This window comes from Streptomyces sp. NPDC007162, assembly GCF_040634175.1.
Taxonomy (GTDB): domain Bacteria; phylum Actinomycetota; class Actinomycetes; order Streptomycetales; family Streptomycetaceae; genus Streptomyces.
Map to the genome: position 1 here is coordinate 1 of NZ_JBEYFC010000230.1, position 13,393 is coordinate 13,393.

The window sequence follows — 13,393 nt, forward strand, 5'->3', positions numbered from 1 at the left end:
CGGGCGGCAGGTCAGTGACCTGAACGGGCTGTTCACCGTCGCCGACGAGGTCGCCGTGGACGCGGCCCGCGTCTCCACCAGTTCGCGGCGCCCACCCAGCAGGTCCTGTACCTCGTCGATCACGACATGGGCCGGTGGCACCGCGTCGCCGACCTCCAGCGCGCCCTTCTCGATGGCGCGGGTCGCGGCGGCGATCCGCTCGTCGAAGTCGACCGCTCCCCACTCGCCGCCTGGCTCCGCCTGGAGGAGCACCTCGTAGGCCCAGGAGTCGAAGGTGCGGGCGCGCACCCTGTGGGCTCGTGCCCCGTGCCTGGAGATCCGTTCACGCAGCTCCCGGGCGGCGGCTCGGGAGAAGGTGAGCACCAGGATCTCGGCCGCCTCCAGCGCTTGGTCCGGGTCCTCCTGGCCGCACAGTGCGTCGAGCCGGCGCACCAGGGTGTGCGTCTTCCCCGCTCCGGCGCCCGCGGTGACCAGGACACGCGCGTCCCAGGGTTGTTCGACGACGGCCAGTTGCTCGTCGGTGAGCGGAGGGCTGTCCTGGTAGACGTCGGTCACTTCCGGCTCCAGAGGTGCTCGAACTCGGTAAAGGCGAGGTCGGTGTCGAAGTTGGCGATGTTGTCGCTGACGTTGAGGATCAGGCAGGTGTCCTTGCCGCCGTTCCGTGGTCCGCGCAGTCCGCGACCGATCATCTGCTGGTACACGTTGGTGCTGTAGACCGGCCGTGCCACGACCACGGCACGAGTGGCCGGAGCGTCGAATCCCTGGGTGAGCACACCGTAGTTGGTGAGGACCTGGATACGTCCGTTTCGGAAGTTCTCGATGCGATTGCGGCGGTCCTGCGTGCTGGTCGTCGAGTCCACGGCGGCGGACGAGATGCCCCGGTCGTTGAGCATGGCCGCAAGGTACTTGGCGTGGTCGACCGAGGTGGCGAAGAGCAGGGTCGGCCAGCCGTCGGGCAGCTCGGCCACCGAGTCGACGATGCGGAGACTGCGTGCGTGGTCGTCGGCGAGCCGCTGTTCGGCGGAACGGGAGAGCACGGCCATGCGATCGGCGTGTGTCTTCTCGTCCCGGGTGAGTTCGATATGGCCGCCCTCAAGGGTGCGGTGCTCGACCTGGGCGAGCATGCCCCAGTCCTGGAGGTCGCGATACGGGTCGCCCGACGGGAAGACCCCTTCGTCGAGTCGCCGATTGCCGAAGCGGCCGGCCAGACGGCGGGTCTCGTCCTCGTTGCGGTTCCGGAACGGGGTGGCGGTCAGGCCGAGCAGATGCCGCCCGGTCTCGTACTGGGTGAGCCCCAACTGGCCCAGGATCTCGGTGTATCGCTTGGAGGTCGCGGTGTGCGCCTCGTCCACGATCACCAGTGCGGCCTGGCGCAGCCAGGCGTACTGATCGGTGGCGAGGCACCGCTCCAGCTTGGCATCGATGGCGATCACCAGGTGGGGATGGTCGTCGACCTCGCCGACCTCGTAGGAGCTCCACAGACGACTGATGGTGAGCGGACGCTCCGCTCCGACCTTGCTCCAGACGAACTTCCAACTCTCGAAGGCCTGTTCGCACAATTCTTCGGTCTGCGCGATCCACAACAGCGGTCCCTTGAGGTCTCCGACCCGTTTTACCCATCGGATCACGGCCTCGGCGGTGACCCGGGTCTTGCCGGCACCCGTGGGCAGCGACAACATGCCGCGCTGGGGCGCCAGTCGGTCGAGCATGGTGGAGACGTTCCGGACCAGGTCCTCCTGGTACTCGTGGAGGCTCGGGAAGTCCCGGGGTCCCTCGACGGTCTCGAACGGAGGCGGGGAGGGAGTCTTCGAACCGGCGAACGCGAGAGGCAGCCTCAGTTCCGAGACGAACGCGATGGCCGCCGACGAGCCCTTGTATCCGACCGGGGCGTTGGGGAACCGCGCCTGGATGTCCCGAGCGTGCTGGTGGAGCACCCCGTCACCGTGGGCGTTGAACGCCATCTGCGCGATCCGGTGCCCGGACGGCTCCACTCCGTCGGTCGCCTGCAACTCGGCCTCCATCAACCCCTCGGGGAGGCCGGCCCGAAGCGGGTCCGCGCCGATCAGCAGTTCGATCTTGGCCACGACGTCCTTGGCCTCACGCACCGCTTTCTGCGCCGCCTTGAGCTCGCTGTCCCGTGCCATACGGTCTTGGTGCTCCAGCACTGCACGGCAACCGGCGGCACCGAGGCCCAGGCCAAGTTCGCGGTCGATCAGTCGCAGCATCGGCTCAGGGTCCAGAGGAACACGGACCTTGACGGTGCTGTCCTGGCGCACGGCGTCCAGAGGGGAGGTGCGCGTGCCGTTCGGTGTGCGGGTGACCTCTTCCAGTTCGCTGCACCGTTGCACCAAGCTGTTGCGGTTCCCGCTGTTCAGGCGTTGCCGCAGGGCGGGGAACAGCTCGACCAGGGGAACGGGGTCGCCGTCCGTGACTTCACGGGTCTCCAGGCTGATCACGTCGGCATAGCGGAGCATGCCCCACTTCTCGATCATCAGCTCGGCGTCGTCGGCAGTCGGTACGAGCAGTGCCGGGAGCTGTTCGGCGCGCAGCGCCTGGTATTGAGCTGTGCCGACGGCGACGGTGATCTCGCTGTCGGGTCGCGTCTCCCAGGTGTCACCGGTCCGGCAACGGGTCAGCGAGTCCTCCGGGAAGTCCGCGCCGAACCGGGTCAGCATCACGTAGGTGGCGCCGACGAAGGAGTCGTCCTCGCTGCGGGTCACCTCGTCGAGGAGCGCGTTCCAGCGGTCGGTGGGGACCTCGTCGACGGTGGTCGGGAGCCTCAACTTACGGGCCTTCTCCGAAGAGATCTCGGCCACCGGCAATACGTCGCGGTAGGCGGAGAGCTGAGGGCCGACGGCCTCCTTCAGCGGTTTGATCCCCTGAGAGGTGACGGCCGTCCCGTACTTCCACAGCATCCACCGGATCGGTGAGGCGACTGGTTGCCGGGTGTTGGTCTGCGTACCGATCTGGCGCGTCCAGTTGTCCACCACGGCGTCGTCGGGCAGCACCTTAAGGAAGGCGGCGCGGGATTCCTCGGAGAGAGCGCGGAAGAGGTGGAGCGGGCCGCCGATCGGGGCGCCATCGGTCTTCATCCGGTTCAGCGCGGGCCGCGGGGCGCTGCTGTCCAGGCGGCGCAGGTAGGAGGTGTGGAGGGCTTCGCGGTACTCGTCGTACCACGCCTCGCCCTCCTGGGGCCGGATCCCGCCGGACGGTCGTTCCCGCAGACCGACCTGGGAGAAGAAGGGGGTGTCATCGGAGTGGAACGCCATGTCGACGGCGATGCTCGGGTCCCGCTTCGCGTCGACCACGACACCCGGCAGCATGCAGTCCTCGACCGGTCGGAACCTACCGTCGGCGGTACGCACCCGCAGCGTCGAGCGCACAGCGGGCACTCGCTCCAGGACCTTGTGCCCCAGGCGACGAACGCCTGCCTGACGGAACAGCTCCCAGAACCGCTCCCAGTCCGACTGGCCGTAGTGGTCGAAGCCCTGATCGAGAATGCTGTCGAACCGCCCCTCGATGTCGGCCTCCCGAATGCCCAGGACGTCAAGCGCGTGCGCCAGCGAGGGGTCCTGGGCGAGCTCGTCGACCACGTACACCAGGGACTCGCGCAGTCCGTCCTGGTCGGTGCGACGGTAGACCTTGCCGTGCACAGGTGCGATGAAACCATGCTCCTCGGTGAGGACAATGTGGGCTTTGCGGGCGTCCTCGACGAACGGCGACCCCACTTCGATCATGTCGGCGAGGATGCGGACTGCCGTCGCGGATGCCTGCGCGGTGCCGCTTTCGACAAGGGCCTCCAACCACTCGCGAACGTCGGATCGTTGGTGCTTGGCTGCATCCAGGATGTGCTCGACCTTGCCGGAGCGCAGAGAATTCGCTTCGACGCTCGGATGCAGCCAGTTCGCCGGACGGTCCGGGCACTCGTGCCACAACCGAAGCCAACGTAGGAGAGACTTCGATTCCTTCCGAGGATCCTTGGGACGCGGATGCGCCCGCAGCTCTGTCGGCACGCGCAGCACGCCGTCCTGGTCAGGAAGTGATGCGTTCACCGCGGTACGCATCCAGATCTCTTCGGTGAGGAACTCGTCCGCCCAACTGATCGCCTCCTTCACACGGCCGGGCAGCAGGGGAAGGTAGGCGGCCGGGTCCTCGACGGTTGCCAAAGCCGGGAGCGATTCGACGACCAGCTGTGCCGCCGCTCGGATCATCTCCTGGTTGAAGGGCGAGGAGTCGAGGAGATTCTGCCGGTCCTCGTTCGTCTTCCAGGCGCCGTTGAGGATGCCGCTCAGCGACATCTCGTACTTGGTCGGGAAGAAAGACCAGAACTTCCCGCGGCCACGTGATTGCGGGCTGACGTACAGGCCGCTCTCCCGATCCTTCTCCAGGGCCGGGACGGCCCACGCGAGGTCGAGCGAGATCCGGTCGTGCAGCTCTCCGGCGTCGTTGCGGGCCGCCGGACCGGGTTCGTGGCGGGTGGTGAACACGCACCACCGGTCGGTGGTGACGGCCTTCCCTGTCCGCTCCTCGACCACCGTGTGCAGGTCGCCGCTCTGCCGGGCGGTCAGCGTCCGACGCGCCATGGGCCGGGGCCGGCGGTCCTCCAGCACGACCTTCGCGACGTGCGGCGAGAAGAGTTGGAAGCCGGCCGGGAACTCCTCGCGGGGTTCGCCGTGGTCCTTGCCACGTCCGCCGTGCATGTCCTGGCCCAGCCGGTCGTCGGCCTTCGGGAGCAGAGGCAGGCGAACGACGGTGGTGGCCCAGCTCAGCAGCTCGTTGAGGACGTGATCGGAGGCGCGCTCGGCCTGTACGTCCAGAGGCCGGGCCATCCGCAGCACGGGGGCGTCGAACTCCGGGCCATAGCGTGCCGTCATGCCAGGCACGGCCTTGATCTGCTCGTACGACCAGGCGCGGTCGAATCCGAAACTTCCGGTGCTGCTGAAGAATTCCGGTGCATCGGTCACCACGAGAACCGATTTGACACCCACTCCAAAACGACCGATCTGGCCCCCACGCTTCTTCGACATACTCATCCGAAGAATTGTCTCCGCGCCTTCCGGGGTCACCGGATTGCCCTCGTTCGCGCAGTACAAGTGGGTTTCCGTGAGGATGACATGAACTCGCCCGCCCTCCTCTTCGGTCATTTCGTCCGCCGCGTTCTGAACGAGTTCGAAAAGCTGGCGGTCGCCATATCCACCCTGGGTGATACGTCGCTCACCATTGGCGTGTTCGGCCACGAGGCCAGGGTCCACGGCGTAAGTCTGCAGGACGCGCGAGGACTGTTCGAGAACGGTTTGGATTACCGGTGAGGGCGAAGACAGCACTGCTACTGCGCTCCTGGGGTGTCAAAGGTCCGGGTGAAAAATCGAACGGCGGGCCGACCGTCGGCATCGTCGGCCGGCCCATGTTCGTCGTGGCGCTGGTCGTGATTTCTACAGTGCCTTCGTGAAGCGGCGGGCTCACGGGGAAGACGTTGGTTGTTGCGAGACTGATACTTCGGCCTGCGATGTGCTGAATCAGGCCGGGGGATCGGACTCGTCCGGCAGCCCCTGAACCAGCTTCGCCAAGGAGGGGAACCGGTTGGCGAATTCCTCTTCGGGCACGTCGAAACGCAAAAGAATTTCCCGGGCCTCGACCTTGCTACTTGCCATCATGATTTCTAACCAAAATGAACTGGAGTCCCGCTGCGAGTCCAACGATTCGTCGTCGTCCTGTTCATTCATCGAGTGATACACCCCTTAGGTCGCATCGTGCAGTTGCACAGGGGTGTATGTGAGCACGCGCCCCCGTGTGGAATGGAACGGAGAAAGTTGGAACTTCGGGCTGAGACTTCCTTCCGATGAATCAAGCTAGGGGGCCGGAGTCTCGTATGGCCAGTCCTTTTCAGAAGATGCTTCCGTTTGGGGTCCGGCGGCGTGTGTGGCTAGATTTCGGGCGCACTTCTCCCCTTGTCGCCCGGCTCTCCCGATTTCGGGTTTTGTGAGCGAGATGGAATCCCCATCGTCAACGACGGTATCGATCGTCACTCGAATGCGCAAGCACAACTTCCGCTTGAACGAGGGGAGTTGATCCTTCCATTTGCGGAAATGGCGCATAGAGGGCGAAAGTTGATCATTTGAGGCAACTTGGACACGAGGACGAAGCAGCAGGGGCGATCGGGCTCGATCAACTGTTGGTTGACGCTGTCGCGTGTGTCAAATTAACCTCGTGGTCCACGACATGCGAGGAGCATGGGACCGATGAAAGAGCAGGCAACGCGTGGAAACAGGTGAGGAGTTCGGGCCCTGGTTGGCTCGACAACTCAAGCTCGCGGGCAAGACGCAGGCCGAACTGGCCGACGAGCTCGAGCTGACCCGGGCTGCCGTGTCCGCCTGGATCACCGGCAGGTCGACTCCCCGCCCGACCGTCATGACAGACATCGCCAGGGCGCTCGGCACGGATGTGGGCACGGTGCACACCCGTACCACCGACACCCAGGCCGGCCTCCCGGTCTTCTGGTACCACCGCCCCGGCTACCGCGACGGTGGCCGTGACCTGGGCAATGCCGCTGCCTTCGCCTTCGACGCCGACGTCCAGGTCTTGGCCCGCGAGACCTGCCAGAACAGCCTCGACGAGCGCCGGAAGGAGACAGGCCGCCCCGTCAGGGTCCGCTACACCCTGCACGAGCTGACGGGGAAGTTCTTGGACGACTTCCGCGACGCGATCCTCTGGAACGACCTCTTCCCGCACTACTCCGCTGTCTCGGAGGCCGCCGGGAATCAGAAGGTCGGCCGGGTTGTGGATGCCGGGGTGCGCGACATGTACGAGAAGGGGCGCCTCGTCCTGCTGCGCATCGATGACTACAACGCGTCGGGTCTCACCGGCGACGACTACGAGGACGGCAAGTTCGCCGCCGTGATCAGGCGTCAGCTGGAGAGCCTCAAGTCCGGACCCGGCGCGGGGGGTTCGTACGGCCTGGGGAAGGCGACGCTTTGGGCAACCAGTGCGCTTGGCCTCGTACTCGTCAACTCCACCCTGTCGGAGCCCCACGAAGGGCGTACCGAGCGGCGGGTCATCGGCCGCCTGGAACTTCCCTGGCGGGAGGTAGAGGGTGTGCCGTACGCGGGTCCCGCCTGGCTCGGACGGCCGGACCCCGATACCCCCGGTGCCGAGGTGGCCCGCTCGTGGTGGGCGGACGAGGAGACCGTGGCCCGTCTCCATCTCACCCGGGACAGCGACGAACCGGGCACGTCCTTCCTCGTCGTCGGCGCCCAGGACGTGGCCAGCCTCGACGAACGCGCGTCCCAGGATGATGAAGATGGGGGCGTGGATGGGGAGGAAGAGGAAGGCGGCGAGGACACCCGCGACATTCGCAGGATGCACCGCCGTCTGGTCGAGGCGTTGGGGCGCGATTTCTGGGCCGCGATGACCGGCGGGGGCGGCAGGCTTCCGCTCCTGGAGGCATCTGTCCGCACGATGCGCAACGGTGAAGTCGTCGTGGAGGAGGAGCAGGTCGACCCTTCCGTCGAGCAGCCTTCCAGGACCCGTGCCCTGCGGGCGCACTACGAGGGCGTCACCGTGGATCGGCTCACCGAGGCCGGTCAGGTGGTGGCGCGGAGCATTCCGCTGAAACTGCCGCTGTCCGGAGGCCCAAAGGGCGGAACTCTTGGGACGCACCAGGCGATCCTGCTGGTCACCGATGTCATGAGCGACGGCGAGGAGAAGAAGAACGGGTCGAAGAACCAGATGCATTCGCTACGAGGCAACCGTATGACCGTCAAGAAGGCATTGGTCCCGAACCTGCCTATCGGCACCAATGCATTTCAGGCGGTCCTCTTGGTGGGAGAGGCCGCCGGTGAATCGGCCCCCTTCGCGACCGAGGCCGAGGAGTTCCTGAGGGCGGCCGAACCGCCCGAGCACGACCGGTGGGGGCAGACGGAAGAACTGGCTCTGCGTTGGTCGCCCTCGGCGTATCGGCGGATCAATGCGTTGACCACCGAGGCAAACAAGGCTGTCAAGGAACTCGTCGCACGACCGAAGCGCGGGGGCGGCGCTGCCGAGGGCGGCGAGGCCCTGCGCAAGGCGTTGACCGTGAAGAAGAAGCCGAAGGCCAAGGTGCCCACGGGGCCGGTAGTGCCGGAACTGGAGGCACTCGACGCGACGATCGGCGACGAAGGAGAGTGGCGGATCACCGCGGAGGTGAAGATCCCGCGCGGCGACGAGATCGTCCCGATGGCGCCGGTGGCCCAGTTGGACGTGCGCTCCGGTGGTCGTCCGAAGCTCGACTGGGCGGAACTCGTGGCCGTCGACGGCTGTGAGGTGGAGGACGGGATCCTGCGTTTCCCGCCCGGCACACGACGCGCGACGTTCCGTGGCCGCACCGACGTCACCAGTCATCCGGTCAGGGCGATGTTCACGAGCCTCGTCCTCGAACTCCGTGCCGGCAAGGGGGAGTGACGCGTGAAGTCCTACCCCTACGCTCGGCTCAATCGGCCGGTCACACTCCGGGTGACGTCTGTCTCCCTCAAACTGCCCGACGGCACCCGGGACCAGTTGGAGACCACCGCGTTCTCCACCCAGCAGCAGGCCGTCGCGCTCGGCATCGCGGGCCACGCCGACTGGGTGAGCGCCACGATCGGGCTCTCCGCGACGCTGCCGCCTGGTGCGAACGCGTCGGATGCCGCCTGGTCAGAGCTGCGCGTCATTGCCGTGGTGACCGATGGCGAGACCAATGCCCGTACGTCCACGGATCTCACGCGGGACACGGAGGACGGCCGGGACTGGTCGGGCTCCGTCGAGGTGCTCCGTGACGACCACCTGGGGCGTGCCTCCCTCGCCGCGTACGCGGTGGGGACGGTGGACGGAGTGCGGGGGCGGTCCATCGCCGAGACCGACCGGAACTGGGTCGTCGACACGATCTCGGACGATCCGGTTCAGGAGCTCCGACTGGAAGTGCGGAGAGCCTCGTTCAAGAAGAGTGCGCGGGAATGGTTGCAGGCGTATGCCGATGCCCCCTGGGCCGTGGACGCTTCCGCCCGGGTCCCGACGGTGTTCGTGAACACCGATGTCGAGGGGATCCTCGGACTACTGGACAGCAACGGTTCCGCCCTGGAGAGCAAGGTACGTGACCTCTTGGTCGCCCAGATGGCCACCGACGTTTGGACGGCAGTGTTCCACGGTGCCATCGGTGACCTGGAGGTGGAACCCGGCGCAGGTCCGGTCTTCCCGACCGGTTGGCGGGGAGAGGTGCTGCGGGAGATGCTCCCGGACGTGGTCCCCGGCGTACACGTCGAGGAGGCGCTACGACAGGTGCACCGCCGTCGCACCGGCGACTCGGGCTGGGTGGAACTCCAGACCCGCATCCATTACGCGGCGATCCGCCGAGCCGATGCCACCAAGGCCCTCGCCTACGTCATTCGCGGGCTGGAACAGATGAACCGGGAGAGCGAGACGTGATCACCAAACCCAGCCATGTCCCGGAGCGTCTGGCGCTGCTCGACTCCTCGACCGCCGACCCGTTTCTCACCGAGGGGCTGCTCAAGGGTGAACAGGTGCACGCGGGCATCGACCTCGCCAAGGTCGTCGAGCCGCTTCCGGAGGACGACGCCAGATGGTGGGTCGAGCCGATCCGAAGCCTCGTGGAAGACGCCATGTTCGAGTTTCGGGAGGATCGCACCCGAGCTGACGCATGGCTCGCGCCACGGCTTCATGCCACGTTGCGCCTGAGACGACGAGAAGCGGCGGACAAGCGTCTGTGGAACCACCTCGCACTGGCGGTGGCTCCCGACTACGTGGTCTGGCGGCACCTTTCGGAACCGACGGCGAGGAGGCCGGAAAGGCGTGTCCCCGCGGAGCGCTTCCGGGGACCTGCCGACCGACAGTGTTTCTCACGCCTGTGGTGGGCAGCGGAGCTGTTCAGGAACGGAGCGGACTACGAGCCCGTCGAGGCAGCCTGCAGAAACCAGGACCTCATCCACAGCGTCCTGAAGAAGGAGATAATCGACCACCGTCCCACTGCGCAGGCCGTGGTCCGCCTGCTCAAGAACGGATTGGTCACCACAGGCCGAGAGGTGGATGGCCTCAGCGTCGCGATCAACGCGGCCGGGGCCACCCTGATCTACGACATCCTCGCGCCCGACCTGCCCCGCGACCCCGTCCATCTGCGGGACTGGATCGCGGAAGCGGAATCGGCGGCACCTGTCGAGCGGTACGAACTCCCGAAGGGGCCCGACGAGGATCCTGTGCCGGAGGATTCCGTGGTCGCGCTCACCGACTACTTTGCGGAGCTGTTCGAGACCGCGCCGGTCAGGGGCAGGAAAACCGAGGACTGACCCGGCGCGGCGCTCGGGCTACTTCGTCGCCGCCTTCTTGGTCTTGCGTGGACGCATGGAAGAAGGCGGCGGCACCTGGTCCTTGGGCTGCGGACACCTGTCGGTGCAGGCGTCGGCGGCTCCGCAGCCGTTGCTTCGCAGCTTGGCCCGTTGTTCCTCGGTGGCCGGCTGCCACGGCTTCCTCAGCGTCTCCGGCTCCGGCTGGGGGAGTCCGAGAGCGGAACTCAGCAGGTGCGCACCGAAAAGGGGCGGTACGGCGTTGCCGACCTGCTGCGCCTGCGCCGTACCTGACCACGGATAGTCCGGCGGGAAGCTCTGCAGCATCCCGGCTTCGTTCATGCTGAACCGCGGGCCCTCGTAGACGATCTTCTCGTTCAGGTGCTCGAAGACCACGAAGCGCGAGATGCGGCCGGTGACGGTGGTGGCGGGCTGTCGGTCGGTCCGCACTCCCCGCCTTCCCGGGATTCCCGAACTGCCGTAATTCGAGCGGACCAGGAAGGGAGTGACACGTCCCGGATGTGAGCCCACCGGGTCCGAGAGGGCGTCACGCATCGACCTCCAAGGGAGCCTGGTCTCATCGCTCTCCGACGTGCCGGCCTCGTCAAGTGTCGGCTGAAGGACCTGGTCGGCAGCGCTCGTTGCGTTGTTGCGGTTCCATTCCTTCGCATCGTAGGAACGATGTGTAGGGAAGGGGAGAGAGGGCGCGCCGAGGCCCTCGCGCCGAGCGATCAACACCGCGCGAGAACGCGTCTGCGGTACTCCGTAGGTCTCGGTGTCCAGAACGCCGACGACGACCTTGTATCTGGTCCCGTCGGGCAGCCCCGTCTCGGCCAGCACCTTTGCGTAGTGCTCCCACAGCGGAGCCACTGCGGGGACCTGCTCCAGAACGATCACATCGTACGGTCGGTTGTCGCGGTTGGGGCTCCGTGTTGCCTGAATCGCGTACCGGAGAGGTTCCAGGACCAGGGCGGTGCGTGGATCGGGGAGTCCCTTGAGTTCCTCGTCGATCTCCTTGTCGGAATCACCTGGCATCAGCCTGTCGATGTAGCCCTTGACCGTTTCCAAGGCCTGGCGCCCGGCACCGTGCCCGGCCACTGAGTACGTCTGGCACGGAGGGCCGCCGGCGAGCACGTTGATCTCCGGCGGCAACGACTCGAAGGCGTCCCTGCGCACTGCGCTCACATCGGCATGGAGGGTGTCCAGACCGGCGGCGTACCGGGTCAGGCACGCGCCCTTGTCCCACTCGATACCGAGACTCGGGATGTCGAGCGAGTGACCTGCGACGTCCAGTCCTCCGGGACCTGCGAAGAGGTCCAGGATACGAGGCTGGTCGAGGATGGGCTTGTGGGACGCCGTGCTGGTCATGTGGCGGAAGTCTAGCCGGCCGAGGGGAATCGTGGATCCGGAATGAGCGCGGAGGCGACAGCCCGCCCTAGCGCTTCGCCCACGGGCGGTGGTGTCGCGTGGCCGATCTGGCGGTACCGAGCGGTCTTACGCCCGGTGATCTCCCACGTCTCGGGAAAGCCTTGCAGCAGCGCCGCCTGCCTGGGCGTGATTTTCACCATGTGGTCTCTGCCGAGTTCGGGATCCCACACGAAGTTCGCGTCGGGAACCTCGTCACCTACGGTGTGACCGTTGACACCCATGGTCGCCCAGGTCTGCTTGGCTCCCGTCGGCCCCAGGTCCGCGCCGCCCCGGTTCTTCGAGCCGCCGACCAGGGTCGGAGCCGGTCGGTCGGCCTGCGCGGCCCAACGGGCGGCGTCCCGCCAACCGCGCGAGGCCATGGAGGGCTCCAGAACAGCACCGACCGTCATCGGTTGCTGCACCGTCGGTGTGGGTGGCCGGAACGCCCCGGCCCACTGGCGCGCGATGGCGACCAGGACGCCCTGCTTGCGGTTCTGGGGTACGCCGAAGTCGACGGCGTTCACCACGAACCAGCTGAACTCGTACCCGAGGTGTGCCAGTTCGGCTCGCGCGAAGTCACGAAACTGCTGGTAGGCGTCCGAGTGCGCGAGCCCGGGAACGTTCTCGATGAGTACCGCACGAGGCTTGATCGCATGGACCAGATAGACCGTCGCCCTCAGCAACTCTTCTTCGGCATGTGAATCCGCACGTCCCACGGTCGCACTCGACTTCACCCGTGGCAGGCCGGCCGAGAGGAGATCCACGTCGTGGCTCACGGGGTGCTCGGCCGGGTCGAAGTCCAGCAGGTCGGTGTGGAGCACTTTCCAGTGCGGTCGGTTCGCCCGCAGAGTGCCGACGGCGAGTTCGTCGTCGTCCAGCAGCAGGCGCGGCTCGAACCCTGCCTGCTCCAGTCCGAGTGCGAGTCCACCGGCCCCGGAGCACACGTCGACGAAAGTCAGTCCACTCATTCTTTTCTCCCCCTGGTCCCTTCCGTCCGGCGCTGCTCCACAGCCGCTACCACCCGCGCGGCCACTTCCCCAGGAGCCTCGTGCTCCCAGAATCGCAGCACCGTCCAGCCTTCCGCGATCAGATGCTCGGTCGTCTCCCGGTCGCGGGCCATGTTCCGATCCAGCTTGCGGCGCCACCAGTCGGCGTTGGCCTTCGGATGAGTGGCGTGCTGAGGACAGCCGTGCCAGAAGCAGCCGTCGATGAGGACCGCGATCTTGGCCCGAGTGAAGGCCACGTCGATCCGTCGCCGGGGCATGCCCGGCACGGGGTACTCCACGCGATAGCGCAGTCCGGCCGCGTGCAACAACCGGCGCACGGCGAGCTCGGCCTCCGTGTCCTTGCTCACCTGCTTGCTCATGCGGGCGGAAACGGCAAGAGAGGAGGGGACGACGTTCGGCACGGGATCATCTTGCCGGCGTAGGCGGCTCGGCGTGTAGCCGGAGAAGGACTCGCCTCACTGGAGCGGGCGTCATCGGCAGAGTGGCCGCCCGCTTCTTTGGCAGTGTCGTGCCTCCGCGGCCCGTCTCAAGGGCGCTTCGCGTCGGCTTCGCCGATGGCCCTGCGGGCCACCCTTGACCCAATGCCGCGTAGTTAAGGGGTGTTGGGTGTTGTCAAGGCCGTGGTGTAGGTGGCGTCTTTGATCTTGCGGATCCAGCCGTGGCGGATGCCGG

Annotated in this window: 9 protein-coding genes and 1 pseudogene; 4 read left to right on the forward strand and 6 right to left on the reverse strand. The window is 66.7% G+C overall.

Annotated elements, in window-relative coordinates; genetic code table 11:
- Positions 1 to 69 precede the first annotated feature (69 nt).
- Positions 70 to 555, reverse strand: a pseudogene (locus ABZ646_RS25315) (UvrD-helicase domain-containing protein); the annotation flags it as partial.
- Positions 552 to 5,027 carry a DEAD/DEAH box helicase gene (locus ABZ646_RS25320; RefSeq protein WP_360523128.1) on the reverse strand — a complete coding sequence of 1,492 codons (4,476 nt, stop codon included), beginning with the start codon at positions 5,025 to 5,027 and terminating at the stop codon, positions 552 to 554. The gene ABZ646_RS25320 and the pseudogene ABZ646_RS25315, both read right to left, overlap by 4 nt.
- An 87-nt stretch (positions 5,028 to 5,114) precedes the next feature.
- Here ABZ646_RS25320 and ABZ646_RS25325 point away from each other — a divergent pair, with 87 nt between their 5' ends.
- Positions 5,115 to 5,309, forward strand: coding sequence for a hypothetical protein (locus ABZ646_RS25325; RefSeq protein WP_360523104.1), 195 nt, complete (start codon positions 5,115 to 5,117; stop codon positions 5,307 to 5,309).
- 207 nt (positions 5,310 to 5,516) lie between these two features.
- On the opposite strand, the gene ABZ646_RS25330 is transcribed toward ABZ646_RS25325, so the two are convergent.
- Positions 5,517 to 5,723, reverse strand: coding sequence for a hypothetical protein (locus ABZ646_RS25330; protein ID WP_360523107.1), 207 nt, complete (start codon positions 5,721 to 5,723; stop codon positions 5,517 to 5,519).
- A 535-nt stretch (positions 5,724 to 6,258) separates the two neighbouring features.
- On the opposite strand from ABZ646_RS25330, the gene ABZ646_RS25335 reads away from it, so the two are divergent.
- The 3 genes from ABZ646_RS25335 to ABZ646_RS25345 are packed head-to-tail and all read left to right on the forward strand — an operon-like array spanning position 6,259 to position 10,310.
- A complete protein-coding gene (locus ABZ646_RS25335; RefSeq protein ID WP_360523110.1) occupies positions 6,259 to 8,436 on the forward strand; it encodes a helix-turn-helix transcriptional regulator in 2,178 nt (725 codons plus the stop codon).
- Positions 8,437 to 8,439: 3 nt separating this feature from the next.
- Positions 8,440 to 9,435 carry a hypothetical protein gene (locus ABZ646_RS25340; protein ID WP_360523113.1) on the forward strand — a complete coding sequence of 332 codons (996 nt, stop codon included), beginning with the start codon at positions 8,440 to 8,442 and terminating at the stop codon, positions 9,433 to 9,435.
- Positions 9,432 to 10,310, forward strand: coding sequence for a DUF6339 family protein (locus ABZ646_RS25345; RefSeq protein ID WP_360523116.1), 879 nt, complete (start codon positions 9,432 to 9,434; stop codon positions 10,308 to 10,310). The genes ABZ646_RS25340 and ABZ646_RS25345 overlap by 4 nt, the downstream gene beginning before the upstream one ends.
- An 18-nt stretch (positions 10,311 to 10,328) precedes the next feature.
- Here the strand turns inward: ABZ646_RS25345 and ABZ646_RS25350 are convergent, their stop codons facing one another.
- The 3 genes from ABZ646_RS25350 to ABZ646_RS25360 are packed head-to-tail and all read right to left on the reverse strand — an operon-like array spanning position 10,329 to position 13,080.
- Positions 10,329 to 11,675: a DNA cytosine methyltransferase gene (locus ABZ646_RS25350; protein WP_360523119.1), complete on the reverse strand. Its 1,347-nt coding sequence runs from the start codon at positions 11,673 to 11,675 to the stop codon at positions 10,329 to 10,331.
- Between the two features lie 11 nt (positions 11,676 to 11,686).
- The gene (locus tag ABZ646_RS25355; protein ID WP_360523122.1) at positions 11,687 to 12,682 is read right to left on the reverse strand and encodes a DNA cytosine methyltransferase; all 996 of its coding nucleotides are present in this window, start codon (positions 12,680 to 12,682) and stop codon (positions 11,687 to 11,689) included.
- Complete coding sequence (locus ABZ646_RS25360; protein WP_360523125.1) at positions 12,679 to 13,080, reverse strand: very short patch repair endonuclease; 402 nt, start codon at positions 13,078 to 13,080, stop codon at positions 12,679 to 12,681. The genes ABZ646_RS25355 and ABZ646_RS25360 overlap by 4 nt, the downstream gene beginning before the upstream one ends.
- Between the last annotated feature and the right edge of the window lie 313 nt (positions 13,081 to 13,393).